Genomic DNA, 25,824 nt, shown 5'->3' with positions numbered 1-25,824 from the left:
GAGTGAAGCAGGACTATCGACAGTTGCTTAAACCAGAAATCATTAACAGCATAAGTGGTCTGGCTCTTATTTCCAGAGTAGTTGTGGATGGTCATTTGTCGGGATTGAACCACAGCCGGAGACTTGGGTCGGGGATGGAATTTAGTCAGTACCGAGGTTATGAAATTGGAGATGATTTACGACTTTTAGACTGGAAAATGCTGGCACGCTCTGGAAGGTATTACATCAAGCAATCAGAAATAGAAACCAATATCTCGGTCAAATTTATTCTTGATGCCAGCCATTCCATGCAGCACCAGGAAGGTGGAATTAGTAAAATGGATTATGTAAGAGTGCTGACTGCTTCTTTGGCCTGGCTGGCACAGTCCCAAGGCGATGCTGTGGGTTTATTCGCGCTGAATGACCAGGAATTGCATACGCTACAGCCTCGGGTTCAGAAAAAGCATTTCAATCGCCTGTTGCAGGAATTGATTTCTATCCAAACCCAGGGCAAATGGCCAAAGCAGTCGAGTTCTTTTGATAGTATTCACGATAGAAGCCGTAAAGAATTGATTTTTTTTATTTCAGATTTACACGAGGAATCTTCAGAATTGACCAACGTCATCACGAAACTGAAAACTTCCAGAAATGAAGTCGTGGTCTTGCACATTTTAGGCAAAAATGAATTGGAATTTAATTACAATGGCGCTTTGACTTTTGAAGATCTAGAAACCGGAGCAAAACTTGAAATCGATGCTGAAAAAGCACGAACTCAGTATCTGGAATCTTTTCAAAATTCCATTAAAAAGACTAAAGAGGTGCTGCTGGCCAATGCCATAAGTTATGAACTCCTTCAAACGGACGAACCTCTTGGAGAAGCTCTTCAATTGCTGTTGAAAAGGCGAAATAAACTGATGTAATATGTTTTTTACAAATCCTTCATTTTTATGGGCTTTACTCGGACTTGGCATTCCAGTAGCCATACATCTGTGGAGCAAAAGGCAGGGAAAAAACATACGCGTTGGAAGTATCAAGTTTCTGCAGGAATCCAATTCCCAAAGAAGTAGAAGCATACAGCTAAATGAGCTTTGGCTGCTTTTACTCAGAATGTTACTGATTGCACTCTTGGTTTTCATCATAGCCGAACCGCGCCTGACTAGCAAAATTGAAAATTCTCCCATCACATATTTGGTTGAAGCCTCTTTATTAGAATCACCCGAAGTGAAAACACTAGCGGATAGCTTAAATGCTCAGGCTGAGGTTCGTTTTTTGAAAACTGACTTTCCAGAATACAATTCAGAACGTTTAGAACCTAGTAATTCAGGACCACCTAATTACTGGCAACTGGCTAGAGAAATGCAAACTTTTAAAACCGATAGCATTGTCGTGTTTACCAATGCATTTTTAAGTGGAATTAAAGGAAAGCGTCCTGAAATTACTACACCTATCAACTGGGTTAATCTGAATCCAGATCAAACTAAAAAACCTTTGGTGGGCGTGATTAAAGATAAAAATGAAGCAGAATGGATTTCGGTAAAAAGTGATACGGATGTGTTTAAATTTCAGAAAGAAATTAAAAATATGACTTCTGAAATCAGGGATTCAATTTTAGTCATCGAGAAAGATACATTACAGATAAGCATGTATTCCGAAGAGCAATTCAGTTCTGAAAGTAGATATCTAAAAGCCTCATTTTTAGCTCTGGAAAAATACCTAAATCATCCCTTCAAAATTAAAAATATAAAGGAAAAAGATAGTTTATCGCCAAGTGATCTATTGGTTTGGTTAAGTGATCAACCTGCGCCAGATACAGAAGCTAAAGTTTTGAAGTTTAGATCAGATGCTTTGGCAGGTGAACTTTTAGAATCCGGAAACTCTGAAAATGAATACTATTTAACTTCAGAGCTGACTTCAGAAAATGTTATTGACGAGCATCTGGGCGATCAACTCCTTAAGATGCTGAATCTTTATCCTGAACTGAGAAAAGAAGCAGGTGCTTATGATCGCCGAGTGATGAATCTCGAGCTTTTAAAACCTAATTTTACAGAAGACACTACAACTGATAACAAAGATAAAGGCAGAGAGGTTTCCAACTACTTGTGGTTGGTTTTGGTAATTTTATTGCTATCTGAACGCGTACTGTCAAGATACAGAAAACAATGAAGCAAACAGGGAAAGACATATTAGCTGGATTTCAAAAGAAATGGCAGTTCCTGCTATGGCTGGAAGTTGTGCTGTATGCCACTGGCTTTTCTGTTTTAAGTTGGTTGTTGACTTTAAGCTGGTTGGTTAGCATTCTAGGGTTTGTGATGGTTTTTGCAGTGCTGCTGATCCTAAGACAACCCTGGAAAATTGATTTATTAAAAGTTAGTCATTATATCGACTCACAGTCTAATCAGCTTGAATATAGCAGCGGTTTATTACTACAGTCTACAACAGAATTATCCGGTTTGGCAAAGCTTCAGCAGCAAAAGATTTCTAAGGCTATTAAAGCTGAAATTAAAAATATACAGCCCAGACATCAGCTGAAAAAAGCACTATTTAGTTCTATAATTATGATTGGTATAGGTGTTTTAGTATTCTACTCAGGTGTTACTAAAAATTTAAGTTTCAATCAAAATACCCTACCGAAGGAAGAGCAAATAAGCTTCAAACCAACTGATTCTTTAGCCGTCAAAATTCAACCACCGGTTTTAAACACACAGGAGGTCACCATTCATTATCCTGCGTATACAGGTTTAAGAGCAAGAACGACATCAAACATGAATATTGAGGCCGTGGAAGGCTCGCGAGTGAACTGGAAGCTGAGCTTTGAAGGCGAGGTAGACAGTGTTAGCCTGGAAAGTATGGGCAAAGGTCGACTTTTGAGAAAAACTAAACAGGGATATACAGGAGGTACAGTTTTGGAAAGTTCAGGCTTTTACAATTTCAGGTTTACCGATACCAAGGGGGCAACCTACACCTCAGACTTGTTTGCCATAGAAGTGACCAAAGACAAGGCACCGGTAATCGTTTTAAATGATTTGAAACAGTTTACTGCATTTAATTATAATGACAAAAAAAATATCAGTTTCCAGACTTCTATTACAGATGATTTTGGTATTGATAATGCCTATATCATTGCAACGGTGAGTAAAGGAACTGGAGAGTCTGTAAAATTTCGTGAGGAGCAGTTGAGTTTTGACCAGAGCATTACAACTGGTAAAAAACAAGTGAACCTCACTAAAAGTTTAGATTTAGAAGACATAGCTATGGAGCCTGGGGATGAACTTTATTTCTATGTGGAAGCTCGAGATTTGAAACGACCGCTGGCTAATGTTTCCAGAAGTGAAACGCATTTTGCCGTGATTAAAGACACTACAGATTATGGGCCAGGCGTAGATGCCGGACTTGGCGTTGACCTCATGCCAGATTATTTTAGGAGTCAACGCCAATTGATCATAGATACCAAAAAACTGATAAGTCAGCGGGGCCAACTTTCAACAGAGGAATTTAACTCCACCAGCAATGATCTAGGCTTCGATCAGAAATCTCTTCGCTTGAAGTATGGTCAGTTTATGGGTGATGAAGCAGAAGGAGGAATGGGAAGTGGTGGAGAACTTTCAGATGACCACGATCATGAGGAGGACCCTCTTGCAGACTATTCTCATAATCACGATGGGGATAATGAGCATAATTTAGTGGAAGAGGAACATGACCATGACCATGATCACGATGATACTGATGAAGAGAAAGATCCGCTGGCAGAGTATCTCCATGATCACGGCGATCCAGAGTCTTCGACATTGTTTACCGATAATCTTAAAGCCAAACTCCGTCAAGCTCTGAATATCATGTGGGACGCTGAGCTGCATCTGAGACTTCACGAGCCAGAGAAGTCATTACCTTTTCAATATGAAGCTTTAGAGCTGATCCAGGAAATTAAAAACTCTGCCAGAATTTATGTCCATCGCATCGGATTTGACCCGCCACCCATCAAAGAAGAAGCTAGGCTGTCTGGTGATGTTGAGGAGGTTAGTAATTACAGCAAAGCAGAAGACTTAGAAAGAACAGAAAACTTTTATTTTATAAAACAAAGTATTTTGAGATTGGAAGAGTTTAAAGGGTCGAATGCTGAACCTAAGAAGTCTGATAGACAGCTTTTTGAAAAGGCAGGGAATGAGCTGGCTGACAAAGCCATTGCTGAACCTGGAAGATATCTGCAAACTTTACAGCAATTAAAGAGATTGAAGGATGAACCACAAATTGATCAGCAACTGATGTTTGAAGTCCAAAAAGGACTTCTAGAAGCCTTGCCTAAACTAACACCTGAGCCAATGCAAAAAAGCAGTTTTAATGGAAAACTCAATGAATTTGTTTTGAAAGAATTACAAAGAAATGAGTGATCATCTTACATTTTTGAATAGCTCCTGGTTTTGGCCTGTATTAATCTGTTGGCTTATTTTGATCCTGGTGTTTGTCTGGAAAGAATGGAAAACCTCTGGAAGAAAACACCTGATTTTGAAAATTTTCCTAAGCCTGTTGGCGGTAACCTCTTTGGCCTTATTGGCCCTAAAACCTGCTGTTCCAAAAGAAATAAAAGAAGGACGAGTCATCATTATTACAGAACATTATAACCAAAATCAACTTGATAGCTTAAAGAAAGAATACCGGAAAAGTAAAGTTTTAGATTATCGAAAAGAAAAGGCCTTGTCAGGTTTGACCGATTCAAAAGAAATTTTTGTCTTAGGCAGCGGTGTAAATGTTTATGATTTGTGGCAACTTGAAAATACTCCTGTGACTTACTTTCCCGGTGAGGAGGTGACGGGACTTATAAAATTAAATTATAAGCAGGATCCTCAGGTAGGGAAGCGGCTCCATGTTAGAGGTCGATTTTCCAATCCTAAGCCTGGAAACCGTTTGGTTTTAGAAGATGCTGCAGGAACAGCTTTAGATTCTGTTGTTTTTGATGCTGAAGACCATATAAATTTCGAGCTTTCAACTGACTTGAAAGTTTCTGGAAATTATGTCTTTAGCCTATCTGAAAAAGATTCCATAGGTAAAGTGCTTAACCAAAATCCTTTGCCTTTAAAAGTTAAGGAAGCAAAAACCCTGAGAATCTTGATTTTGAATGCTTATCCTACGTTTGAAATTAAGTATCTGAAAAACTTTTTAGCCGAATTAGGCCATGAAGTGATCGTTAAAAACCGCATCACCACAGGCAGATTCAAATTTGAATTTTTTAATACAGAACGACAAAATATAGGTCGATTGAATTCTTCTAACCTTGATGATTTTGACTTACTTATTTTGGATTCAGAATCTACAAAAGCGCTTTCCAGGTCAGAACAAAATGCAGTGCAAAAGTCGATGAGAGCATCAGGTCTGGGCATTTTAATGCTGGGAGAAGCCAATGCCTTAACGAATCTGGGCGATTTTTCAGTTTTCGAATTTCAGCGGGTTTCTGCGACAGAAGTTGTGCTGGATGATCTGGATGGAGTCACAGTGGGCAGGCAGCCTTTTCAAATCAAAAATGACTTTGGAGTTGAAGATATTCACAGATCTAACTCTTCGATTGTAAGCGGGTATCAACGCATGGAACAGGGAAGGCTGGGAGTGACCTTACTGGAAAATACCTGGGAATTACAACTAGAAGGTAAACAGGAAGCCTATCAACATATCTGGACAGACATTGTTGAACAGCTGAGTAAAAGAAATTCAGAAATGCTAACCTGCCAACCTGAAAAGCTTTTTGCGTTTAAGGACGAGCCTTTTACATTTCAAATAAGAACCTCGCTAGACGATCCGAGAGTTTTAGATCAAAACCATCGCTTGCTTCCACTTAAACAGGATTTGACTTTAGCAGAAGTATGGAGTGGAAAAACTTTTCCTAAAGAATCGGGCTGGCAAAAATTGAGGGTGGAGCAGGATTCTACTTTTGCTTTTGATTATTTTGTTCACAATCCCGAGGATTGGCAGACTGTAAAAGCTTATCAAAACTCATTAGAGAACCAGGAGTTTTTTCAAAAGGAAAGTGTGATTGACAAAGATTTCAAAAAAAGTCCAATCGCGATTAATCCGATTTGGTTTTATGTGCTATTCCTCCTTGCGATTGGTGGTTTATGGCTGGAGCCAAAGCTTTAAAATCGACACCTTCAGAAATTATCCCTCCCAGCAGAATCATCAAGTTAACTACCAGTTTAAAGCAATGTATTGTAGAGCATAAAGCTAAGACGAGCAAAATCTTCTAAAAGGATGGGATTATTATATATCAATAAATGTATAATCGTTAATTCGTCTTACAGAAATAGTTCCATAGGTTTTAGGACTCAATATTTTCTTTCTACTAATGAGCATGATCTTTACTTTTTCATCTGATTCTATGTAGTAGAACCTATACCCAAAGACCAGAAAAACAGGATTAAAGTAAGAAACTCTGGAGACATATGTGAAAATGATAGTAATTCCAAATATTACCCAAAATGTAGTTAAGCCTTTTACACTCAGTGCTACAAAAAAGAAGGCGAAATAATTGTCTAAAAAGTCATTGTTGGAAGGATCAATCGAAATTACTTTCGTTATGGTTGATTTTTCTAAACACTTGCATAAGGCTAAAGCAATCAAAATGGTTACAAAAGGAATTAAAGCGTAAATCACATGAATAATCCATGAAAAAATTCCTAGTTGTTTTTGTAACGGGTTGATGTCATTCTGAATTAGAAAAACAACTAAAAAAAAGGACACCGAACCAAAGGTTAAAAAAAGTCTTAGGATAAAATTCATAGAGCTTTAATTTCAAATGATTTATACATAAAACAAACCTTTCTCATGTGGTATCAGAGTTTTTTGGTAAATTGTTGATATTCAGTAAAGCTACTCTAAATAGATAAGCTCAACTGAATTATTTAATAAACCTTTTCAGGCTTTAATCAACTCCGTCATCATCTTTACTAAACAAATAACCGAGAGGGTGAAGAATTCTGATTTGAAGAAAAATAAGTCCTAAAATTCCTGTAATAGGAATGGCTAAAATCATACCCGTAATTCCCCATACAGAGCCACCTATTATAATAGACAGGATAATTATGAAAGGATGTAAATCCAGTTTATCTCCAATGATAAAAGGCTCAAGTACATAGCTTTCTACAAATTGAGCAGCACTGTAGGTGATGATAATTCCTATCAACACATTGATATCACCTGTTGTAAGATAACCGAATACAATAGCAATGGTGACACCTATGGCATTTCCTAAGATGGGGACAAGGGTAAGTAATGCCGCTATCATGCTTACTAAAATAAAATTATCTACTCCGGAAATTCCAAATCCAACAGAATATAAAACGGCAAGAATTAGAATAAGAATCAGCTTGCCAAACAAATACTGTTGAGCAACGTTTCCTACCTTGTGAATTACTTTATTGACTTCACTACTTTTAGTGACTGAGAATAATTTCAAAATGAATTTTTTGAAATGTGTTCTGTAATTCAATAAAAAGAAGGTATAAATTATAGTAAGTAAAAAATTTCCCAGGAAAAATAATATACCAGTGAAAATGGTAAAGACTTGTTTTCCTGCATCTTCTACATTTCCTTCAATCATTTTTTTACTTTCCTCATCTGTTGTACTTAAGTCCTCTTCACTAAAAAGAGTATACTCAAGAACAAAAGCCTTCACTTGCTCTACTTTAGGCTCCATGGCTTCTTCGATTTTTGGCCAGCTATCAACGAAATTTTGGATTTGAAAAGAAATCAGGGTTAGGAAGCCTAAGGATACCAGAAAAAGGACAAAAACACTTATCAATGATGAAATGCTCCTATTCATCTTTCTTTCTAGTCTGTTGGAAAGGGGTAAAGTCACTAAGGATAAAACGACCGCAGTTAGCAATGGAGCCAGAAGTCCCTTCGCTTCTATTAAGCCTAAGAATAAAAAGTATAGGCCTATTATTCCTGCAGAGCTATATAAAAGTATTTTTTGGCCTCTTGTCATTTTATAAAAGATATATTTTGAAAAAGTACAAAACGAAAGGGCGCGGCTACTAAAATGTATTGTTAAAAGTATTAAGAATTGATTAATATCTACCTTTAGCGTATTTAATGTCAATATTTAAAATGAAATTGACTAGTGATAAATTCTACCTTTATACGAGTAGTATTTAGGAACTCGATTTTAATGATGTTTCGTGGTCCAACACTTCTAAAGTTTTTGGAGAAAGCGGAGGTTTAAAAAATGTAAGACTAGGTCGAGGACCATATAATACGTTTGACTCCAAGTCTTCTTTCTTGCGCTGGCCCTTAGATCACTATTTTGTAACTCAGGAATTTAGCCTTATTGACCTGCAGCGACTTCCTGAAATTGGATCTGATCACTTTCCGCTTTATGTCAAATTTGTACTCGAACCAGAAGGAGTCAAAATTGATATCAAATAATTAAGGCTTCAATACTGAAGCCTTAATTTAGAAATTCTCTATGGGTTTTATTTATTTTAAACTCTTTCAAGTTTGGTTGGAATAAACGTTTCCGAGGCCTGCCACTCTAGATTATGCTTGTATTTGGAGATTTTATTTTCTTTTGTCGGGTCAATCACAAATAGATAAATCCATTCATTATCAAGCAATGATTTGAGATTATTATTTTGTTGAAGAATGGTTGTGACTCTTTCCTTCGGTGCATTGATAAAAACTGAAAGTCTCAAAGGTTTATGGTAAAATTTTTCATCTGTTTCATTCACAGACTGTAGGGGTAAACCCATTTTTAAATCTCCTCCGTTACCCTGCATTACGCCGAACTTTCCAGTTACATTGTGTGATATCTTTGAACCGCCACCGTAAGTCTCGTTATCTACAGTTGAGAAGTAATAATGATTGTTGATCCATTGAGTTACGACCATAGGTCCCTGCATGATCCCTTCCAGAGCTTTTCCTTCTAAGTCCATCTCCCAATCGTAAGAATGTAGAAAGCAGTTTCCATCAAGATTCATTTTTTGGGTTAATTTTCTGGGTCCTATAACAAAGCCAGCATTTTTCGCAAGTCCCCACTCGGGTCTGGTTTCAGACCAGTCGTTGGTTTTGACGTGAGCGGCACTTATACTGTGTTTGGAAACACCCAATCGTTCTGAAGTGGCAGAAACCTGAGCTTTTATCAGATTCTGCTTTAGCGCATCTAATTTTTCTTTGTGAGAGGTTGGTAATTCAGAATCAAAAATTACAATTTCATCAGTGGTAGTGTTATGTTCTGCCCCAAGGAAAAAAGTAGAGTCAGGGATTTGAATATTAAAGTTTTTTAGAGCTTCCCTCACTTCGGATTGATTGGCGAGTTTGGCCAGCATTCTTGCATTATGTCGACCTGGACTTGCTGCACAGGCACCACAATCTAAACTTGAGCCAAAAGGATTATTGGCCGTGTGACTACCGTGTCCTACGAAAAGAACAAGTGGTGAAAAAGTTTTCCACCCCATTAAGTCAAACGCAGACTTTACAATGGCAGTTTTTTCTTCCAGGCTGATATCTAAAGACTTAAGTTCTTTTTTTTGCGAATTCAACTTTGGCTCACAGCTACTTTCAAAAGAATCTTTTTCTTTTTTTTCAGGATTATAAAGACGTCCAGGAATTAAAGTTCTGAAAAATAAAGTCAGTCCATAAAATACGCCCGAGCCTTCCACAAACCCAAAGGCAGAAGGGAGCATATTTTTCATTCGTCTTAGAAAATAATGAGTAAACTTAGTTTGCTCCTGTTTTTTGAGATAATTTCTGACTTGCGGGCTATGATCTTCTTTTGGTTCTTCTGTTACTTTATAAGCTGAGTCCAGGATAGGCGGACAGGATTTCTTGATAAGTCCATCCTCCAAGTTTTGATAGTCCATCGCAATTCCAAAGAAACCTGCATATCCAAAGGTTTCATAATGACCTGTGGATTCAATATGCCTTCTAATTAGCTCAGAACGTGTGTCAATACAGAACACCAGTTGCGCATCTTCAATATTTTTACTGGCCTCTGCTTTACTTGTTTTTGCAGAGATGTCAAGCGAAGTTTTTATGTCTTTTATAAACCTTTTTTGCCAGGTCAGCTCCCAGGCTTTCAGCCACAAATACTGATAATTTTTCGCTTTATTTTCATGACCTGGGGTTTCTTTTGAAGAAAGAAATTCGAAGTTTAAACTTCGAGCAATCAACAAGCGAACTGCTAAGTAGTCTTGCAAAGTAATACTGAATTTTCTTTGCCAGTCTGAATTGGTTTCCGCTCTATATTTAATGTAACCCGTCCAGCCTGGTAAAGCGGAAAGGTGACGTTCAAAAACTCTGAGCTGATCTTCTTTTGAATAGTATTTGAGTAGTTGTCTTAAAGCTTCGCAACTGTCATCTGGCAGAGAAAAAGAGGGATCGAGTTTGATCTCTTTATCGTAACGTACTAAAGATTTCCATGCACAATAAAATCCTTTCTCCTTGTTTGGCATTTTCCAATCCGCAAGACCTTCATCCATATAAGCCATGAGCCATTTGATTACCAGACTATCCAGTTTATGACTCGAATTTTTAATTTTGGATTTGTTTTGAGACTCAATTGCTTTCAGACTTTCCTCAGGAGAGAGTTGTAAATTATTCTCAATGAAGACGCGTTCTAGTTCCTGTTCATCAATTTCTCCCAGTTCCAAAGCAGATTTTAGCGATGCTGCACTTGGTAGAAGGTCCCCTCCAATAAGTTCTCCAGCATCTTTGATGGCTATTTTGAAAGGTCTGTTTTCGTAACCTGTCAGAGGATTGGAAGTCACAAACCCATACAGTGGCCATGTTTTGCCAATTACAGCAGAAGCTAAATCAATTTGTTGTAGTATAGTTCCTTTTGTCATGAGCTTATTTTTTGTAATAATGGATTGTTTTCCTGTAAGGCTGAGATAAGTTTAAAAGTCTAACATAGAGCCACGGTAACCTGGTATGTACTCCTAGTTTCATGATGAAAAATCCAATCAGGAATATTACTCCAAAAATGATTTCTAACGGATTGAGTATTTGCGGCTGTTGTATCATTGGCATTTCAGACATCAAACGGGTTATGCCATTGAAAACCAAAGCATAAACACTAATGCCGGCTATAAAAATTCCACCTGAAACTGCAAATTTTTGAAGGTATGTGAGGCTGTTTTCTTTCACGATATTATAGGTGGCTTGACCAACCGTGATTGCCACAATAAGCGTTAAGAAAACACTGCTATCTGTAAGATTGGTTTTGCCAGTAAGTAGTGAAAATAAGAGTGCTCCCAGAATTCCAAATACAACTACAACTATAGCTTGAGGAAAAGTGATTCTTATTCTAGGGGTCTCCCGGGGAAAGGTTTGAGCAATATGTTCGCCAGAGGATAAAAACAAATAGGCTTTATAAAATCCGTGTAATATCAAATGTGCTACAGCAGCATTAAAAAAACCAAGACCACACTGCATGATCATGAATCCCATTTGTGCTATCGTAGAGCACGCCAGTTTATGTTTTACGTTAACTTGAATCAATTTCATGAATTGGGCTAGTATAGCAGTAACACCCCCAATTATGAACAAAATCCAAAGCGAATTAGAAACGATAAGAAGTGGTGCGAAAAGAGTAAGCAAAATCCCAGACCCATTAACGAAGCCAGCATGCATCAATGCTGATGCGGGAGTAGGCGAGGTCATTGCGGACAACAACCACTTGTGAAATGGAAAGATTGCAGATTGAATGATGGCTGCAATAATGATGAGTACTGAAGAAATAAAGAACAGTGAAGATGAGTCTACTTCTGATAATTCCATTAGAAAGGTCAAGCTAAAATTATTGGTAGAATAACTTAAAATCAAAACTCCAACGGAAAGAAAAAATGAGCCTGCAAGAAAATATTTTAAAGTAAACTTCTCAGCTTCTTTTGCTTCTCCCCAGGTTTTATTTACCCCAATCAACTTCGCCATAAAAATCCCCATGGCAAGCCAGGAGCTTATTAAAAGCAGCACATGATTTGCCATCACAAAAAGCATAACCGATAAGGTGAATCCAAAACTCAAAATTGTAAATCGGTTCTGAAATTTGAACCCCCTCAGGTAATTTTTAGAATAACTGCTCACGATTGAACTAAAAAACAAAACAGTAATCCAAATCAACAGCGTAAAACTGTTGATTCTCAATACATCTGAGTAATTCCAGTCGGGCGCAAAAATTTGATAGTATGCGATAAGGCCAATGCTCAATAGGAGTAAAGACCAATAGATGCCTGGAGAGATTTTAGAAAGGAATGGAATAGAGGATTGTTGATAAGACCTTAGTTTATCTTGCGAATCGCTTTCGATTAAAAAGGTTTCATGTTCCATAGTTTGGGCTTACTTTTTTAAATAAATTCTTGAAGTACTTTAGGAATTAATCGATTGGACTTAAGCTAAGGAGTCCATCAATTCTTACGTTTTTGCCACTTTTTTTGATTTGAGTTATATAAGTATCTAAAGCTTTTTTTTCATCTTCCAGTTGCTGAATACGATCTATAAAAGGTTTTGGATCGTTATCATGATTTTTCTCCCAGTGTTGAAGGTTTTCAATTTTGTGAAAATTGATTTTCTGGTCAATCATCGCATTCAATATGTCTGAGGCCTGGGTTGGGGTAAACTCACCATCAATAAGTTTTATCTCTTTTTTGTCAATTTGTAAAGCTTGCTTGGTTTCCATGATTGAAGTTTATTTTGATTTATGATGCAAATATTATATTTTAGATTCATTAATCTTTATTTATATATTTTATATAAAACATAAAAATATGTTATGAATTATACCTTACATCAGTTGCTCATTTTTTCTGAAATAGCCAATAGCAAAAGCATCACAAGAACTGCAGAGAAGCTTCACCTCACTCAACCTGCAGTATCTATTCAACTTAAAAACTTTCAGGATCAATTTTCAATTCCACTCACAGAAGTTGTTGGCAGACAGCTCTACGTTACTGATTTTGGTAAAGAAATTGCCTTAGCAGCAAAAAAAATTCTGGAAGAAGTAGATGCTATCAATTACAAAACCAGCGCTTTTGAAGGTAAGTTGTCCGGAAGAATTAAAATTTCTATCGCCTCTACAGGTAAATACGTGATGCCTTATTTTTTGTCAGATTTTATTAGCCAGCATAGTGGAGTTGATTTGGTAATGGATGTTACCAACAAAGCTAAAGTGATAAGGAGTTTAGAAAAAAATGAAGTTGATTTTGCTCTTATATCTGTTTTGCCCAAAAAACTCAAAGTCAACTCAGTTGAACTGGTTAAAAACGATCTTTTTTTGGTCGGAGGAAAGCATTTGTCCAAAGAGGATATGTTAGATAAGGAGCAGTTACTTTCAAAATTCCCTCTTATTTACAGAGAGGATGGTTCTGCGACTCGCATCGCCATGGAGAATTTTATTTCCAAAAGCGGGTTTCAAATCAGGAAGAAAATTGAGTTAACTTCCAATGAAGCAGTGAAGCAAGCAGTTATGGCAGGTCTGGGAATTTCTATAATGCCACTTATCGGTATTAAAAATGAGCTTAAAGAAAAAGACCTTCAAATTATCCAGGTTGATGACCTTCCTATCTCAACATCATGGCAGATGATTTGGATGAAATCCAAAAACTTAACACCTGTTGCCAAGGCTTTTTTAGACCACCTGGAACTTCAGAAACAGGCTGTTATAGACAGGGAATTCAACTGGATAAAAGCTTATAATTCAAATTGAGTGCAAGTTTATAAGAATTAAAAACTATTAAACTCTGAATCATTTTATCATGAACAACACATTTTTAAAGGTCTCAAAGCAGTTTTCGTTAATTGTACGTTGAAAAAATCTCCACATACAAGCCACACTCGCCTTTTGATGAATGTGTCTATCGAAATCATGAAAAAAAAGGAGTTGAAGTAGAGGTGATAGGGCCGGCAAATCATTATTTGCCAGTAGGCGTTCAGCCTGACATGTCGGAACATGGTGAAGATATAGATGACTGGCCAAAGCTGTAAGAGAAAATCATTGAAGCGGATATTTTGTTTTAGGAACTCCTATTTGGTTAGGAGAACGTTCTTCTATCGCTACCAAAGTTATCGACGGTTGTACGCCTGAGTGACTATCATGATGAAAAGGTCAGTATGTGTATTATGGAAAAGTTGGAGGTTGTGTGATTACTGGAAACGAGGACGATGTAAAATACTGTGCGATGGGAATGTTATACGCTTTGCAGCATTAGGGGATATAGCATACCTCCACTATCCGATGCAGGTTGGATTGGAGAGGTTGGTCCTGGGCCAAGTTATGGTGACAACGAGTGGAATGGAGAAAAACTTTATGAAACTCAGGGCGTCAACTCAAACTTCACCAATAGAAACACAAGGTTTATGACTTACAACCTCTTGCATTTAGCTAAAATATTAAAAACTAATGGTGGTTATCCAGCTTACGGCAATTCCAGAAAGGACTGGGATGCTGGGACGCGATGGAATTTTGAAAATTCTGAATACCGCTAATTCCAATGCGTTAGTTTCTGAAAAAGCTCCTCAAAATCATTGCAGATAAAATCTGGCTCTTTATTTATTGGGTATAAAAATTTTCCAGGTCTGGATATAAATGCTGTTTGTAATCCTGAGTTTTGCGCTCCAGCGATATCCCAGGCATGAGCAGCTATCAGCATTGCATTTTTAGCTTCAGTTTGCTCGTGTTTCAAAACAAACTGATAAGTATCTGGATGCGGCTTAAATTTTTCAACCAATTCTACACTATACAAGGCATCAAATATGGAGTCCAGACCAGAATACTTCATTTGTTCTTCCAAGGTTTTGAGTCCACCATTTGTTAAAACAACAAGTCTAAACCCTTCTGACTTTAACTTTTTCAAAGCTTCTTTAACCTCTGGATGCGGCTTTAGTTTTTTGATGATGTCCAATGAAGATTTGATGTCTTCTTCTGAAATAAGTTTTGAATGCTTTTCAGCAGTCATCCTCAAAGTTGCGGTTCCAATGTCACCAAAATCGGTATAGTTTCCCGTCAAGGTTTCTACCATTGCAAATTGAATCAATTTTGAAAACCAGTCTTCAAAGGCTTTTGGAGAGTCTAAGAGTGAGTTGATACGTTTTTTCAACGGCTGTAAATCCAGTAGGGTTTCATTCACGTCAAAAACTAAAAGCTGCGGTCTTTTTTTCATAACTGAAGTTTACATGGCTCGGTGTTCTTTAGTTCTGGATTTATAAGCTTCGTAATTTTCCATCACCGTTTTATCAATTTCCAATGGATCATTTAGGTTGGTATCTACATCTTTAAGTCGTTTTTCTCCTCCCAAAATCACATTTATCTTTTTGTTTAGCAGTCCATCTATAGACTTGGTAGCCACAAGTTCTGTACTATCCATGTGATCAACTTTTGCATTGGTCATCATACCTGTATCGGTGGCTGTTGGATAAACCGTCATCACGTGTACGTTTTCAAAAATCAACTCTCTACGCATGGCTTCAGAAAAATGTTTGACACCTGCCTTGGTGGCGGCATACACCGAGTAGAAAGGTTTGGCGATCAACCCAAGGCCAGAGGAAATATTCATGATTCCAGCTTCTTTGCTTTTTAAAATCAAAGGCAATGCTTTTTTGGTCAAAAGAATAAGTCCAGTCAGGTTGATGTTGATTTGATTTACGATATCTTCGTCAGAAATGTCCTTCAAAGCTCCAGCGCTTACCACGCCAGCATTATTGATAAGCAAGTCAATACACTCCCAGTGGGAACTCACTTGTTCCAGCAAATGCTCAATATCTTCTAATTTTGAAACATCTCCAGCAACGAGAATGAAATTTATCCCTTCAAATTCTTTTTGCAATGCATCTAGTTTGCTTTGAGACCTGCCTATCACAGCAAAATCTTTTACACCACGATCGACAAATTGTTTAATTAGTTCTTTTCCAATTCCGGCGCTACCCCCTGTAATCAATACTTTTTTATGTTCAAGCTCCATAGATTGTATAATTTTTTAATGAATAATTGGAAGGTAAAATCTTAGTTTTAAATCCAAAGGCTTTTAGCTTTATTTTATCTGTTTTAGGATTATTTTTTTCAAAATTCTTATTCAAATTTCTTAGGTAGATTTCGCTAGAGATACCTTACATGTTTTGCGATATTCAGCTTTTAAGTAAATCTCAACTTTCTACCAGCATCCTGGCTGTAAAGAATTAGCTATAGGTGAAGACGTAGATTGAACACACAAAATACCTGAAGTCTTTGAGGACATTTAAAAATTTAAAATGCCTATTACAATGATCACAAAATAAAATCCCTGATTAATGAATAATCAGGGATTTGAAGCTGTTTAATATTTCAAAATAAATTAGTCATCGCCAAGCATAGCAAAAAACTTATCTAAGTTAGGCATAATGACAATTTGTGTTCTACGGTTTTTAGCCATATTGTCTTTGTTATCATTTGGTGCAATTGGGTCATAACTAGAACGTCCAGCTACAATTAACTGTTCTGAAGGTACGTCGAATTTACTTTCCAATCGTCTTACAATGGCTGCACTTCTTCGCGCACTCAAATCCCAGTTATCAACAATGTAACTATCTTTTTTTACAGTTCTGTTGTCAGTATGACCTTCAACCAATACTTCCAAAGAAGGTTCAGATTTTACGACTTCTGCAATTCTTGAAAGAATCTCATCCGCATCATTTCCTACTCTAAAACTGCTATCTCCAAAGAGTAGATTATCATCGATGTTGATTTTTACCATAGTTTCTTCAACAGAAACATTTAAGTCTTTTCCAGAATCTCCCATTTTCTTAGAAATGTTGTGAGAGATTGCGATGTTTAAAGAATCCTTAAGCGATGTTGCTCCAGAAAGTTTAGAGGCAGGAACGTCTTTCAGAGTTCTTCTCATCGCTTCCTTGTTTTTCTCAGAAAGCACTAGGCTTTCGTTAGGAACACTTACCATCATTCCGTCTTTTTCTGTTTGCAAAGACGCAATTTTGGAATTGTAACGCTCTACTCGCATTTCAATTTGATCCATTTGGTTTTCCAGCTCTTCCTTTTCGGTACGAGTCTGCATCAATTCAGATTTAGTTTCGTCCAGATTGTTTTCCAATTCGGTGTATTTCTTTTTAGAAACACAGCTCGATAAGATAGCTACTGTACCTAAGGTTAAGACTATTTTTTGGGCTTTCATATTATTTGTTTTATTTAGTTGATGTAAATAACGGAAATTTGCTGCAATATTGTCTTACATAAGCCTTAGTATTTCATTAAAATAAAGTGAAGACTTTATTAATTTTAAACTTTATTGCTTAAGTATCAGGGTAAAAGCGTTTCAAAGTATCAGCTGAAATTCCAAATTTGAAGAAGATTACCAATAAAACATCTATGGCCAACTGAGTGATGACTCCCTTTTTTTGAAATCTCCGGTTGGATGTTGTCACCGAGGTCTTTAATTTTCTGAATTTACCCTCTTCACGAATTCGCTTTTGGATTTCCACATCTTCCATAAAGCTGAGGTTTTTGAAACCTTGTATTTTTTTGAACGTTTCCGTTTTTATAAATAAGGCGTGATCGCCGTAAGTGAAAAATTCTATACTAAACTGACTGCACCAGTGGTAAAATTTGAAAATTGGGTGGGAACTCTCCATCTTGAGGCGGAAACTCCCTCCTACGACCTCAGGCTTCTCCATTAATTTGGAAACATCAGCATAAAAACTAGTTGGCAAGAAAGTATCTGCATGAAGAAAAAGCAGCACCTCTCCTTTAGCCTGTCCTGCACCGTGATTCATTTGCCTGGCTCTGCCTTTTTTGGATTGAAAAACTTTGATCTTTTTAAAGCCTCTGGCAATTTCTAAAGTTTCATCCTGACTGCCGCCATCTACAACGATGACTTCAAAACGGCCTTTAAGCTTTAAAGTATGTTCAAGGACTTCAGCGATATACTTTTCTTCATTCAACGCTGGTATAATGATACTAATAAGCATAAAGCAATGTATCTAAAGGCATAAAACTAACTTCTATCAAATTCAAAATAAAAATTCTCTGTGCTGAAGTACCTGATACGTAAATATAAATGTAAACACTAAAGCAGAAAGAAATTCGATCACTGTGGAGGCCAAAAAACCGATCACAGAGCCGAATGCAGCCCTTAACGCCTGTTTCTGTTTCATTTTTGAAATGCTAATTTCTGCCAGGAAGGCGCCTACAAAAGGAAAGACTAGAATGCTGAAAGGTACGGGAGTAAAAAGTCCTATCACCAGACCGGTTCCTGCTCCAAACATCCCGTACTTGCTGCCGCCAAACCTTTTGATGCCCAGTAAAGGGATGAAGTAATCCAGCGCAAAAATAACCAGAGTGACACCCAACGTGATCCACAAAAGCTGTGGGCTCAGGTCCACTTCTGGCACAAAATAGAGGAGGAGGATCCCCATCCAGGAGATGGGTAAGCCTGGTAAAACTGGCAAAAAACTCCCAGCAATGCCTACAAGGCAACAGATAAAGCCTAAACTGATCAAAAGTATGCTCATATTTTCTCCAAAATCGAACTTAAACTTAAGGAAATCGCTGGTGTAAATCTTACTTTTGAAGAAATAAATTTGATGAGCTCACTTTATATTCATATTCCCTTTTGCAAGCAGGCTTGTCACTATTGCGATTTTCATTTTTCGACTTCGCTAAAGCATAAAGGTCAGTTGGTTCAGGCGATTTGCAAAGAACTCAGCATGCGAAAAGACGAGCTTCCAGCTGCGGTAGAGAATATTTATTTTGGCGGAGGCACGCCAAGCTTGCTTTCTGAAACGGATTTGAATTTGATTTTTAAAACGATTTATTCTGAATATAAAGTAGTAAATAAGCCAGAAATCACCTTGGAAGCCAATCCAGACGATTTGGATTTCGATTATTTGAAAATGCTGTCTGGAACTAAAGTCAATAGGCTGAGCATCGGTGTTCAGTCGTTTTTTGAAGAAGATTTGAAGCTGATGAATCGGGCGCACAATGCCAAAGAAGCAGAATCCTCTATTTTACTGGCAAAGCAGTTTTTTGATAACATTTCCATCGATTTGATTTACGGTATCCCCGATATGTGTGTTGACCGCTGGAAAGCTAATTTGGCAAAAACTCTGGAACTCGACATTCCTCATATTTCCAGTTATGCCTTAACGGTGGAACCCAATACGGCTTTGAAACATTTTATCGATAAAGAAATCATTCCACCGGTGGATGATGATTTAGCCAAGTTGCATTTTGACATTTTGGTGGAAACCATGCAAAGCAACAATTTTGAAAATTATGAATTTTCCAATTTTGGAAAGCCAGGCTATTTTTCTCAAAACAATACAGCTTACTGGACGGGTAAATTTTATCTGGGCATTGGCCCCTCTGCGCATAGTTTTGTCAATACCACTCGGAGCTGGAACATCAACAATAATTCGAAATACATCAAAGCTATAGACGCCGGAGAATTGCCTGCAGAACGCGAAGAACTAACGACTACCGATCGCTACAACGAATACATCATGACCCGCCTTCGCACCAAATGGGGTGTGGATCTAAAGGTGGTCGAAACCGAATTTGGATTGAATTACGCAGCCTATCTGATGGAGCACATACAGGAGTTTCAGCAGCAGGGTTTGCTGGCGTTAGATAAGGATATACTAAGAGTTACTGGTGAAGGAAAATTCTTATCGGATGGGATTGCGTCAGAGCTTTTTATGCTGAATTTGAAATAGTTTTTATACAATTAAAATGAACATCGAAGAACTTAGAGCCTATTGTCTCAGCAAACCCGAAGCGACCGAGGATTTTCCGTTTGACAACGACACAATTGTTTTCAAAGTCAGGGGCAAATTATTTGCCCTCACGTCTTTAAAAAAGTGGGAAGCTGGCGACCATAGCGTCAATTTGAAATGCGATCCCGAAAAAGCTGTCGACTACCGGGAACACTATCCCGATGAGGTTTTCCCTGGATACCACATGAACAAAAAACACTGGAATACAGTGGTTGTTGATGGGCCGCAGTTGTCGCAGAAATTCATCCTGCATCTTATCAACCACAGCTACGAGCTGGTGGTGAGTAAGTTGCCCAAATCCAAGCGCCGGGGCTTGCTGCCTTAATCGTTAGCGATAACTTCCTGAAATTTTAGTTGCTAATAGCTCAATACTTCTATTTTTGCAATTCAATTGTGATGCTTATGCCAACTCCAGGATCTATTTATTCTGAATTTATTTCTCGATACACCAAAGATTTAAAAGCGATAAAAACTCAATTATTCTGGTCCAGCATGCTGCGTCTGGCCATTTTTGTAGCGATTGCCTTTTCGGTGTACTTCTTTTGGTCCTCCACCAGAGTCGTTATTGGCTCCATCATCCTTGGAGTCATCATCTTTCTCATTTTAGTCACCAGACATTCTAAAATTCAGTACCAAAAAGCGAAACTCAAAGCTTTGCTTCAGCTCAACGAAACCGAACTCAAGGTCTTAAAACGTGAATTTTCTGACTTACCCACCGGTGATCAGTACAAAAATCCAGAGCATGAATTTAGCCAGGATATCGACATTTTCGGTAAACACTCTTTTTTTCAATACCTTAATAGAACGGCCTTAACCGAAGGCGAAGAAAATTTAGCAGCTAAGCTCACGTCCAATTCTATCGATCACATCGCATCCAAACAGGAAGCCATTCGTGAATTAGCTGAACAAGTAGAACTAAGGCAAAACTTTACCGCGGACGCAAAGCTCGTCGATACTGAAACCAAAGCCAGTAGTATCGTCCGCTGGATTACGAGTTATAAGACCTTTGTTCCTAAATGGATGTCCTGGTTTCCAAAAGCGTTTTCAGTACTTTCGTTAGTGGTTATTGCAGCTTATTTTTTCAATGTGATTTCTGGAGCTCAATTGTTGCTCTGGTTTATAATTGGCTTAGGAATTACAGGCGCTTTCTTAAAACGCATCAATGAACTTTCCAGTCATGTGAGCCAGGCGCAAAGCACATTTCAACAGTATTTTAAACTATTAAAACTGATTGAGGACGCCGAATTTAATTCTGAGTTATTAAGCTCTTTTCAGTCCAAAATCCATTCCGAGGCTGCGAAAGCAAGTCAGGTTTTGAAAGTGCTTTCCAAGCATATTGATGGATTGGACCAACGTAATAATATTCTGTTGGGCATTGTTTTAAACGGTTTTATGCTCCGCGATTTGACGCAATCTTTAAAAATTGAAAAATGGATTTTAGCGCATGCTAATCAAGTCGAAAGTTGGTTTGAAGTCATTGCAGAGGTGGATGCCTACAATAGTTTGGCCAATTTTCATTTCAATCATCCCGATTATGTCTTTCCAGAACTTAAAGCCAGCGGAAGCTTTACTAAAACTGAAGGCGCTGTCCATCCGTTGATCGATCCCAAAGATGCGGTGAGGAACGATTTTGAAATAAAAGACAATCAGTTTTTCATCATCACAGGCGCTAATATGGCCGGAAAAAGTACATTTTTGAGAACGGTGTCCATTCAGATTGTGATGTCCAATGTGGGACTTCCAGTTTGTGCTGCCTCCTGTGAGTATGTGCCAACCAAACTCATTACTAGTATGCGTACGGTAGATTCTTTGGCAGATGAAGCCTCGTATTTCTTTGCAGAATTGACTCGTTTGAAATATATTGTTGATGAAATCCAAACCGACAAATACTTCATTGTTCTGGATGAAATTCTAAAAGGCACCAATTCTACCGATAAAGCGATTGGCTCCAGAAAGTTTGTAGAGCGCTTAGTTAAAGCCAAAGCTATTGGGATCATCGCCACTCACGACTTAAGTTTGTGTGAAGTCTCCGATGAATTGCCTCAGGTACAAAATTACTACTTCGATGCTGAAATTATTGATGATGAGCTCAACTTTGACTACACCTTGAAACGCGGCATCTGTAAAAACATGAATGCCTCTTTCTTATTGAAGAAAATGGATATTGTGGAGTAGGTGTTTTAAAGTTCAAATATTGTACATATATTTGTACATATCAAAACACTTTATTATGCAAATCACAACTGTTTCAGATTTTAGAAAAGATATGAAGGCCTATTTGGATAGAGTCGTGAAAAATGTAGAAACTCTAATTATTAACAGAGGCAAAGATTCAGGAATTGTCGTGATGTCTTTAGAGGAATATAATTCGTTGATGGCAACAAATCACGAATTATCATCCAGAAAAAATGAATCAAGATTAGATTCAGCGATTGACAAATTGAAATCAGGAAATACATTTAGCAAAGATTTAATCGAAGATTAAAATGAAGTATGTTTTTGTTGACGAGTCCTGGGAAGATTATTTATACTGGCAAAAAACAGATAAAAAAAAGCTGAAGAAAATAAATCAACTTTTGAAAGATATTGCTCGAAACCCTTACGGTGGAAAAGGAAAGCCAGAACCCTTAAAGCATAAATATTCTGGATTTTGGTCAAGGCGAATCGATAGCGAACATAGACTCATCTATCAATACAAAGAAGATGAAATATTAATAGCTAAATGTAGATTCCATTACGATTGATTTTTTTTAACTATATTGATTTATCCACTACCTACTATTTCTACTTCTTCACCCGTTTTTCATTTTGTTTGATAAACGCATCCCAACCAGTGTAAGGGGTGCCAATATTGGGTTGTCCGCTGTTATAGAAATGACAAACGGCTGCAGCAAGTCCATCGGTGGAATCTAGGTTTTTGGGGAGTTCTTTGATTTTGAGCATCTGCTGAAGCATCTTGGCCACCTGTTCTTTACTGGCGTTTCCATTGCCGGTAATCGCCATTTTAATCTTTTTGGGAAGGTATTCCGTGATAGGGATTTCCCTGGAAAGGCCAGCTGCCATGGCAACGCCCTGAGCTCTGCCAAGCTTCAACATAGACTGAACATTTTTCCCGAAAAAAGGGGCTTCAATCGCGATTTCATCTGGATGGTAAGTGTCGATAAGCTCAATGGTGCGCTCAAAAATCAATTTTAATTTGGTGTAGTGGTCATCGTATTTTTTGAGCATGAGTTCATTCAGTTGCACAAACTTCATTTTTTTGTTTACAACTTCAATCACGCCAAATCCCATAATGGTGGTTCCTGGATCGATGCCTAAAATGATTCGTTCTGTCGCCAATAGCTTATTTATTTGTTATTTTGTAGAATGCAGTTACCTCACAAAACTAAGCAATTCTGGAGCTCAGCCATCAAGCTTTTGGTAGTAAGTCTTAGTTTTTTTGTTATTTATAAAGCTCTTGAGGACATTAATTCGGTTCAATGGCAACTCGTTTTTGGTCATTCTTATTTAGGACAGCTACTATGTATTGCTTTCTTTTTCTCACTTCTGAATTGGTCATTGGAAAGCTTAAAGTGGAAAACTTTACTTAAAGAGTACAGCCCTATTCAGTTCAACAGAGCTTTTTCAGAGACCTTGAGAGCGCATGCGGTCAGCATAATTACGCCAAATAAGATTGGTGAATTTGGGGCTAAGGCCAGTTTTTATCCAAAACAACTGAGAACTTTAGTTTTAAAACAAACCTTAACCGGGCAACTTTACCAACTCATAGTGACTTGCTTGTTCGGGATTTTGGGAGTAGTGTATATGTTTTCAGAATTGTCAACTTCATTGAAATTCTCCATAGGTATTGCTTTAGCAACGATTCTGATTTTTAGTATCTGTTTTATTATGATAAAACCGTCAATTAAATGGTTAATTAAGTTCAAAGATTATATCATTTCATTAGCAGACTTATCTAATGTCATCCATCGTAAAGTTCTATTGTTTTCGGTGTTGAGGTACTTGGTTTTTAGCCACCAATTTTTCTTGTTGCTTTACATATTTCAACCCGAACTGAGTTACATTCAAGTGATGCCCATCTTGTTTGTGATTTATCTTGTGAGTTCTATTGTACCCACGTTTTTGATTCTGGATGCGACTTTAAAGACAAGTTTAAGCCTGATTTTACTTGACGGTATCATAGCTCCAGAAGTTATTTTAGCAGTGAATGTACTGATGTGGATTTTTAATTTTGGAATCCCTGCTTTTATAGGTAATTTATTGATTTTATACCCAAAGCCTATTTCCCTTAAACCTAAAAAAGTACTATGAGTTGGCTTGTAGTATTCTATCTTATTTTAAGCTTGTATATCGTATACATGATTTGGTTGGTCAGGGGACTGTCAAAACTCAGTCTAGCTTCTCAAGAACTATCAGACAGGCTCACGACCAAATTCTCTGTGGTTATACCGATGCGTGATGAAGCTGAAAATTTGCCTGTTCTCTTTCGATCCATTTTAGAATTGTCTTATCCTAAAGATTTATTCGAGATTATTTTAGTGGATGATGCCTCTCAGGACGCCTCCTGGAGATTAACCAGAGCATTTCAAGCTCGCTATCGTGAGATTAAAATCTATCTCATATCAGGTTCAGAAGGAAATTTTACCCCTAAAAAAAACGCCATCCATAAAGCGATTTTGATAGCCTCTCATCCCTACATTTTGACGACAGATGCTGATGTAATGTTGCCAAGACATTGGCTGGAGACTTATGATACAAGACTTCAACAAACCAACGCCGACTTGGTGGCGGGTGGAGTAGTGGTGACCAAATCGGCTTCTTTTTTGTCGCATTACCAGCATTTTGATATGTTGAGTTTGCAGGCTTTTGGCTTGGGGAGTTTTGCCAGAAATCGTCCAGTGATTTGCAATGGGGCCAATTTGTGTTATAAAAAACAGGCTTATCTAGAGGCTGATGTGAATCAGGGTAAAGAGAACATTGCCAGTGGGGATGACGTGTTTACGCTGCAAAGCTTTAAGTTAAAAGGTTACTGCATCGAATATGTATCCACTCCTGAAAGTGTGGTCTGGACTAAAGCCGTGGAGACTTTTTATGAGTTGTGGCAACAGCGAAGACGCTGGGCTAGCAAAACGAGTTCTGTAGACAGTTTGTATTTGAAAAGCGTCGGTGTTCTTGTGACTTTAATGCAATTGGTTTTGGTGTTGAGTTTGATTTTTGGCTTCTGGGATTCAAGATCTTTTGGATTTTTAATCAATGCGTTTATGTTGAAATTCATCATAGATGGCTGGAGTTTGTCCCGAATGGCAAAACTTCAAAACCTCGGATTTTGCTGGACAGATTTTTTGAAGGTTAGTTTGGTTTATCCGTTCTTTACTTTGTTTTTTGCTTCAACCAGCTTGTTCGGTAAGTTCGACTGGAAAGGTAGGCGGTATTCTGAATAGTATAGTTTGTATATAAACTAAAAACAATCCAATGGAGGACTAATGGTATTTCAGAGGCTCTCTTTTTGTATGTCGAACTCTTAAAATTCTTATTTCTAAAGGTGTGACTTGGTAAGCAATTCGGTAACTATAAATTTCAAAAGCTCTTATGCTCCCATCGTTATTTTTTCGATACTTATCCAGAGGGTGAATTTCTGGACTATGCTTTAGATTCTCGGTTTCATGGAAGATATCATCACGAACTTTTAGTGCAGATTGGAATGACTCTTTTTTGATATAGTCGTAAGCCTTCTTTAGCTGTTTAAGAGCTAAGTCAGACCAAAGAACTTCTACCATTTTTCCGCAATTTTTTTAGCTTCTTCCTGTGTGTTAAAGTTTCCGTTCTCAACATCTTCAATAGCTTCATCAATTTCTTTATTGTATTGTTTTAAAGAAATTCTTTGAGTCTCTTTGGATTCTTTGTTCAATACAGTTTCAAGCTTTTGAAGGACTTTTTCGTCTACATCAAATAACTTTTGAATAAACTCATATTTTCTTGCTTCTAGATCCATTGTGTGTAGTTAGTATAACAAATATACAATTTATATAAATCGTATAGAATTTCACGGTTTGCTTATGTGGCTCTTTTTCAGATTATAACCTGAAAATTAATCTATTATCAAGTCTAGTC

Annotated in this window: 25 protein-coding genes and 2 pseudogenes; 14 read left to right on the top strand and 13 right to left on the bottom strand. The window is 37.5% G+C overall.

What is annotated here, in order from left to right; all coding sequences use genetic code 11:
* The first annotated feature begins 2 nt into the window (after positions 1–2).
* From LB454_RS05290 to LB454_RS05275, 4 genes are read left to right on the top strand one after another with little or no spacing between them, the layout of a single operon-like run.
* Entirely contained in the window at positions 3–899 is an 897-nt protein-coding gene (locus LB454_RS05290; protein ID WP_224463576.1) for a DUF58 domain-containing protein, read from the top strand.
* A gap of 1 nt (position 900) precedes the next feature.
* Positions 901–2,142 (top strand): BatA domain-containing protein, encoded by a 1,242-nt coding sequence (locus tag LB454_RS05285; RefSeq protein WP_224463575.1) that lies wholly within the window; start codon positions 901–903, stop codon positions 2,140–2,142.
* Positions 2,139–4,364, top strand: coding sequence for a tryptophan-rich sensory protein (locus tag LB454_RS05280; RefSeq protein ID WP_224463574.1), 2,226 nt, complete (start codon positions 2,139–2,141; stop codon positions 4,362–4,364). Before LB454_RS05285 ends, LB454_RS05280 begins: the two co-directional genes overlap by 4 nt.
* A complete protein-coding gene (locus LB454_RS05275) occupies positions 4,357–6,102 on the top strand; it encodes a hypothetical protein (RefSeq protein ID WP_224463573.1) in 1,746 nt (581 codons plus the stop codon). Before LB454_RS05280 ends, LB454_RS05275 begins: the two co-directional genes overlap by 8 nt.
* Positions 6,103–6,222: 120 nt before the next feature.
* On the opposite strand, the gene LB454_RS05270 is transcribed toward LB454_RS05275, so the two are convergent.
* Positions 6,223–6,741: a hypothetical protein gene (locus tag LB454_RS05270; protein WP_224463572.1), complete on the bottom strand. Its 519-nt coding sequence runs from the start codon at positions 6,739–6,741 to the stop codon at positions 6,223–6,225.
* 142 nt (positions 6,742–6,883) lie between these two features.
* The gene (locus tag LB454_RS05265) at positions 6,884–7,948 is read right to left on the bottom strand and encodes an AI-2E family transporter (RefSeq protein WP_224463571.1); all 1,065 of its coding nucleotides are present in this window, start codon (positions 7,946–7,948) and stop codon (positions 6,884–6,886) included.
* Positions 7,949–8,136: 188 nt separating this feature from the next.
* Here LB454_RS05265 and LB454_RS14055 point away from each other — a divergent pair.
* A pseudogene (locus tag LB454_RS14055) lies at positions 8,137–8,388 on the top strand (endonuclease/exonuclease/phosphatase family protein); the annotation flags it as partial.
* Between the two features lie 56 nt (positions 8,389–8,444).
* Here LB454_RS14055 and LB454_RS05255 read toward each other — a convergent pair.
* From LB454_RS05255 to LB454_RS05245, 3 genes are read right to left on the bottom strand one after another with little or no spacing between them, the layout of a single operon-like run.
* Positions 8,445–10,805 (bottom strand): DUF2309 domain-containing protein, encoded by a 2,361-nt coding sequence (locus tag LB454_RS05255; protein WP_224463569.1) that lies wholly within the window; start codon positions 10,803–10,805, stop codon positions 8,445–8,447.
* A 4-nt stretch (positions 10,806–10,809) separates the two neighbouring features.
* Positions 10,810–12,288: a proton-conducting transporter transmembrane domain-containing protein gene (locus LB454_RS05250; RefSeq protein WP_224463568.1), complete on the bottom strand. Its 1,479-nt coding sequence runs from the start codon at positions 12,286–12,288 to the stop codon at positions 10,810–10,812.
* A 46-nt stretch (positions 12,289–12,334) separates the two neighbouring features.
* The gene (locus tag LB454_RS05245; RefSeq protein ID WP_224463567.1) at positions 12,335–12,637 is read right to left on the bottom strand and encodes a hypothetical protein; all 303 of its coding nucleotides are present in this window, start codon (positions 12,635–12,637) and stop codon (positions 12,335–12,337) included.
* 93 nt (positions 12,638–12,730) lie between these two features.
* Between LB454_RS05245 and LB454_RS05240 the strand changes: the two genes are divergently transcribed.
* Positions 12,731–13,663, top strand: coding sequence for a LysR family transcriptional regulator (locus tag LB454_RS05240; protein ID WP_224463566.1), 933 nt, complete (start codon positions 12,731–12,733; stop codon positions 13,661–13,663).
* Between the two features lie 60 nt (positions 13,664–13,723).
* Positions 13,724–14,442, top strand: a pseudogene (locus LB454_RS14115) (flavodoxin family protein).
* Here the strand turns inward: LB454_RS14115 and LB454_RS05230 are convergent.
* The 5 genes from LB454_RS05230 to LB454_RS05210 all read right to left on the bottom strand — a co-directional run bounded on the left by LB454_RS05230 (position 14,439) and on the right by LB454_RS05210 (position 18,450).
* The gene (locus LB454_RS05230; protein WP_224463565.1) at positions 14,439–15,116 is read right to left on the bottom strand and encodes a haloacid dehalogenase type II; all 678 of its coding nucleotides are present in this window, start codon (positions 15,114–15,116) and stop codon (positions 14,439–14,441) included. The pseudogene LB454_RS14115 and the gene LB454_RS05230 overlap by 4 nt on opposite strands.
* A 9-nt stretch (positions 15,117–15,125) precedes the next feature.
* Positions 15,126–15,914 carry an SDR family NAD(P)-dependent oxidoreductase gene (locus tag LB454_RS05225; protein WP_224463564.1) on the bottom strand — a complete coding sequence of 263 codons (789 nt, stop codon included), beginning with the start codon at positions 15,912–15,914 and terminating at the stop codon, positions 15,126–15,128.
* A gap of 369 nt (positions 15,915–16,283) precedes the next feature.
* The gene (locus tag LB454_RS05220; protein ID WP_224463563.1) at positions 16,284–17,114 is read right to left on the bottom strand and encodes an OmpA family protein; all 831 of its coding nucleotides are present in this window, start codon (positions 17,112–17,114) and stop codon (positions 16,284–16,286) included.
* 118 nt (positions 17,115–17,232) lie between these two features.
* Positions 17,233–17,907 (bottom strand): TIGR04283 family arsenosugar biosynthesis glycosyltransferase, encoded by a 675-nt coding sequence (locus LB454_RS05215; RefSeq protein WP_224463562.1) that lies wholly within the window; start codon positions 17,905–17,907, stop codon positions 17,233–17,235.
* Between the two features lie 42 nt (positions 17,908–17,949).
* Complete coding sequence (locus tag LB454_RS05210) at positions 17,950–18,450, bottom strand: DUF456 domain-containing protein (RefSeq protein WP_224463561.1); 501 nt, start codon at positions 18,448–18,450, stop codon at positions 17,950–17,952.
* Between the two features lie 72 nt (positions 18,451–18,522).
* Here LB454_RS05210 and hemW point away from each other — a divergent pair, with 72 nt between their 5' ends.
* The 5 genes from hemW to LB454_RS05185 all read left to right on the top strand — a co-directional run bounded on the left by hemW (position 18,523) and on the right by LB454_RS05185 (position 22,457).
* The gene (hemW, locus tag LB454_RS05205; RefSeq protein ID WP_224463560.1) at positions 18,523–19,653 is read left to right on the top strand and encodes a radical SAM family heme chaperone HemW; all 1,131 of its coding nucleotides are present in this window, start codon (positions 18,523–18,525) and stop codon (positions 19,651–19,653) included.
* A gap of 16 nt (positions 19,654–19,669) precedes the next feature.
* Positions 19,670–20,038 (top strand): MmcQ/YjbR family DNA-binding protein, encoded by a 369-nt coding sequence (locus LB454_RS05200; RefSeq protein ID WP_224463559.1) that lies wholly within the window; start codon positions 19,670–19,672, stop codon positions 20,036–20,038.
* Between the two features lie 77 nt (positions 20,039–20,115).
* Positions 20,116–21,888, top strand: a complete 1,773-nt coding sequence (locus tag LB454_RS05195) for a MutS-related protein (protein WP_224463558.1) — start codon at positions 20,116–20,118, stop codon at positions 21,886–21,888.
* A gap of 55 nt (positions 21,889–21,943) precedes the next feature.
* A complete protein-coding gene (locus tag LB454_RS05190) occupies positions 21,944–22,198 on the top strand; it encodes a type II toxin-antitoxin system Phd/YefM family antitoxin (protein WP_224463557.1) in 255 nt (84 codons plus the stop codon).
* A gap of 1 nt (position 22,199) precedes the next feature.
* Positions 22,200–22,457, top strand: a complete 258-nt coding sequence (locus LB454_RS05185; RefSeq protein ID WP_224463556.1) for a Txe/YoeB family addiction module toxin — start codon at positions 22,200–22,202, stop codon at positions 22,455–22,457.
* Positions 22,458–22,497: 40 nt separating this feature from the next.
* Here LB454_RS05185 and ruvC read toward each other — a convergent pair whose 3' ends face one another.
* Positions 22,498–23,052: a crossover junction endodeoxyribonuclease RuvC gene (ruvC, locus tag LB454_RS05180; protein WP_224463555.1), complete on the bottom strand. Its 555-nt coding sequence runs from the start codon at positions 23,050–23,052 to the stop codon at positions 22,498–22,500.
* A 27-nt stretch (positions 23,053–23,079) separates the two neighbouring features.
* Between ruvC and LB454_RS05175 the strand changes: the two genes are divergently transcribed.
* Positions 23,080–24,024: a flippase-like domain-containing protein gene (locus LB454_RS05175; RefSeq protein ID WP_224463554.1), complete on the top strand. Its 945-nt coding sequence runs from the start codon at positions 23,080–23,082 to the stop codon at positions 24,022–24,024.
* Positions 24,021–25,154, top strand: a complete 1,134-nt coding sequence (locus LB454_RS05170) for a glycosyltransferase (RefSeq protein ID WP_224463553.1) — start codon at positions 24,021–24,023, stop codon at positions 25,152–25,154. The genes LB454_RS05175 and LB454_RS05170 overlap by 4 nt, the downstream gene beginning before the upstream one ends.
* Before the next feature lie 39 nt (positions 25,155–25,193).
* Here the strand turns inward: LB454_RS05170 and LB454_RS05165 are convergent, their stop codons facing one another.
* The gene (locus LB454_RS05165) at positions 25,194–25,490 is read right to left on the bottom strand and encodes a type II toxin-antitoxin system RelE/ParE family toxin (protein ID WP_224463552.1); all 297 of its coding nucleotides are present in this window, start codon (positions 25,488–25,490) and stop codon (positions 25,194–25,196) included.
* Positions 25,484–25,705 carry a hypothetical protein gene (locus LB454_RS05160; RefSeq protein ID WP_224463551.1) on the bottom strand — a complete coding sequence of 74 codons (222 nt, stop codon included), beginning with the start codon at positions 25,703–25,705 and terminating at the stop codon, positions 25,484–25,486. Before LB454_RS05160 ends, LB454_RS05165 begins: the two co-directional genes overlap by 7 nt.
* Positions 25,706–25,824: the final 119 nt, after the last annotated feature.

This window comes from Psychroflexus montanilacus (assembly GCF_020164535.1).
In the GTDB taxonomy this organism is placed as follows: Bacteria; Bacteroidota; Bacteroidia; order Flavobacteriales; family Flavobacteriaceae; genus Psychroflexus; species Psychroflexus montanilacus.
Note: the sequence above shows the minus strand (reverse complement) of the source record. Positions and strands in the feature narration are given on the sequence as shown.

Coding starts and splice junctions, on each gene's coding strand:
- LB454_RS05220 (WP_224463563.1), bottom strand. CDS start 17,114: ATGAAAGCCCAAAAAATAGTCTTAACCTTAGGTACAGTAGCTATCTTA.
- LB454_RS05215 (WP_224463562.1), bottom strand. CDS start 17,907: ATGCTTATTAGTATCATTATACCAGCGTTGAATGAAGAAAAGTATATC.
- LB454_RS05280 (WP_224463574.1), top strand. CDS start 2,139: ATGAAGCAAACAGGGAAAGACATATTAGCTGGATTTCAAAAGAAATGG.
- LB454_RS05255 (WP_224463569.1), bottom strand. CDS start 10,805: ATGACAAAAGGAACTATACTACAACAAATTGATTTAGCTTCTGCTGTA.
- LB454_RS05230 (WP_224463565.1), bottom strand. CDS start 15,116: ATGAAAAAAAGACCGCAGCTTTTAGTTTTTGACGTGAATGAAACCCTA.
- LB454_RS05285 (WP_224463575.1), top strand. CDS start 901: ATGTTTTTTACAAATCCTTCATTTTTATGGGCTTTACTCGGACTTGGC.
- LB454_RS05250 (WP_224463568.1), bottom strand. CDS start 12,288: ATGGAACATGAAACCTTTTTAATCGAAAGCGATTCGCAAGATAAACTA.
- LB454_RS05275 (WP_224463573.1), top strand. CDS start 4,357: ATGAGTGATCATCTTACATTTTTGAATAGCTCCTGGTTTTGGCCTGTA.
- LB454_RS05265 (WP_224463571.1), bottom strand. CDS start 7,948: ATGACAAGAGGCCAAAAAATACTTTTATATAGCTCTGCAGGAATAATA.
- LB454_RS05175 (WP_224463554.1), top strand. CDS start 23,080: ATGCAGTTACCTCACAAAACTAAGCAATTCTGGAGCTCAGCCATCAAG.
- LB454_RS05240 (WP_224463566.1), top strand. CDS start 12,731: ATGAATTATACCTTACATCAGTTGCTCATTTTTTCTGAAATAGCCAAT.
- LB454_RS05225 (WP_224463564.1), bottom strand. CDS start 15,914: ATGGAGCTTGAACATAAAAAAGTATTGATTACAGGGGGTAGCGCCGGA.
- LB454_RS05270 (WP_224463572.1), bottom strand. CDS start 6,741: ATGAATTTTATCCTAAGACTTTTTTTAACCTTTGGTTCGGTGTCCTTT.
- LB454_RS05210 (WP_224463561.1), bottom strand. CDS start 18,450: ATGAGCATACTTTTGATCAGTTTAGGCTTTATCTGTTGCCTTGTAGGC.
- hemW (WP_224463560.1), top strand. CDS start 18,523: ATGAGCTCACTTTATATTCATATTCCCTTTTGCAAGCAGGCTTGTCAC.
- LB454_RS05190 (WP_224463557.1), top strand. CDS start 21,944: ATGCAAATCACAACTGTTTCAGATTTTAGAAAAGATATGAAGGCCTAT.
- LB454_RS05185 (WP_224463556.1), top strand. CDS start 22,200: ATGAAGTATGTTTTTGTTGACGAGTCCTGGGAAGATTATTTATACTGG.
- LB454_RS05170 (WP_224463553.1), top strand. CDS start 24,021: ATGAGTTGGCTTGTAGTATTCTATCTTATTTTAAGCTTGTATATCGTA.
- LB454_RS05160 (WP_224463551.1), bottom strand. CDS start 25,705: ATGGATCTAGAAGCAAGAAAATATGAGTTTATTCAAAAGTTATTTGAT.
- LB454_RS05245 (WP_224463567.1), bottom strand. CDS start 12,637: ATGGAAACCAAGCAAGCTTTACAAATTGACAAAAAAGAGATAAAACTT.
- LB454_RS05165 (WP_224463552.1), bottom strand. CDS start 25,490: ATGGTAGAAGTTCTTTGGTCTGACTTAGCTCTTAAACAGCTAAAGAAG.
- LB454_RS05200 (WP_224463559.1), top strand. CDS start 19,670: ATGAACATCGAAGAACTTAGAGCCTATTGTCTCAGCAAACCCGAAGCG.
- LB454_RS05195 (WP_224463558.1), top strand. CDS start 20,116: ATGCCAACTCCAGGATCTATTTATTCTGAATTTATTTCTCGATACACC.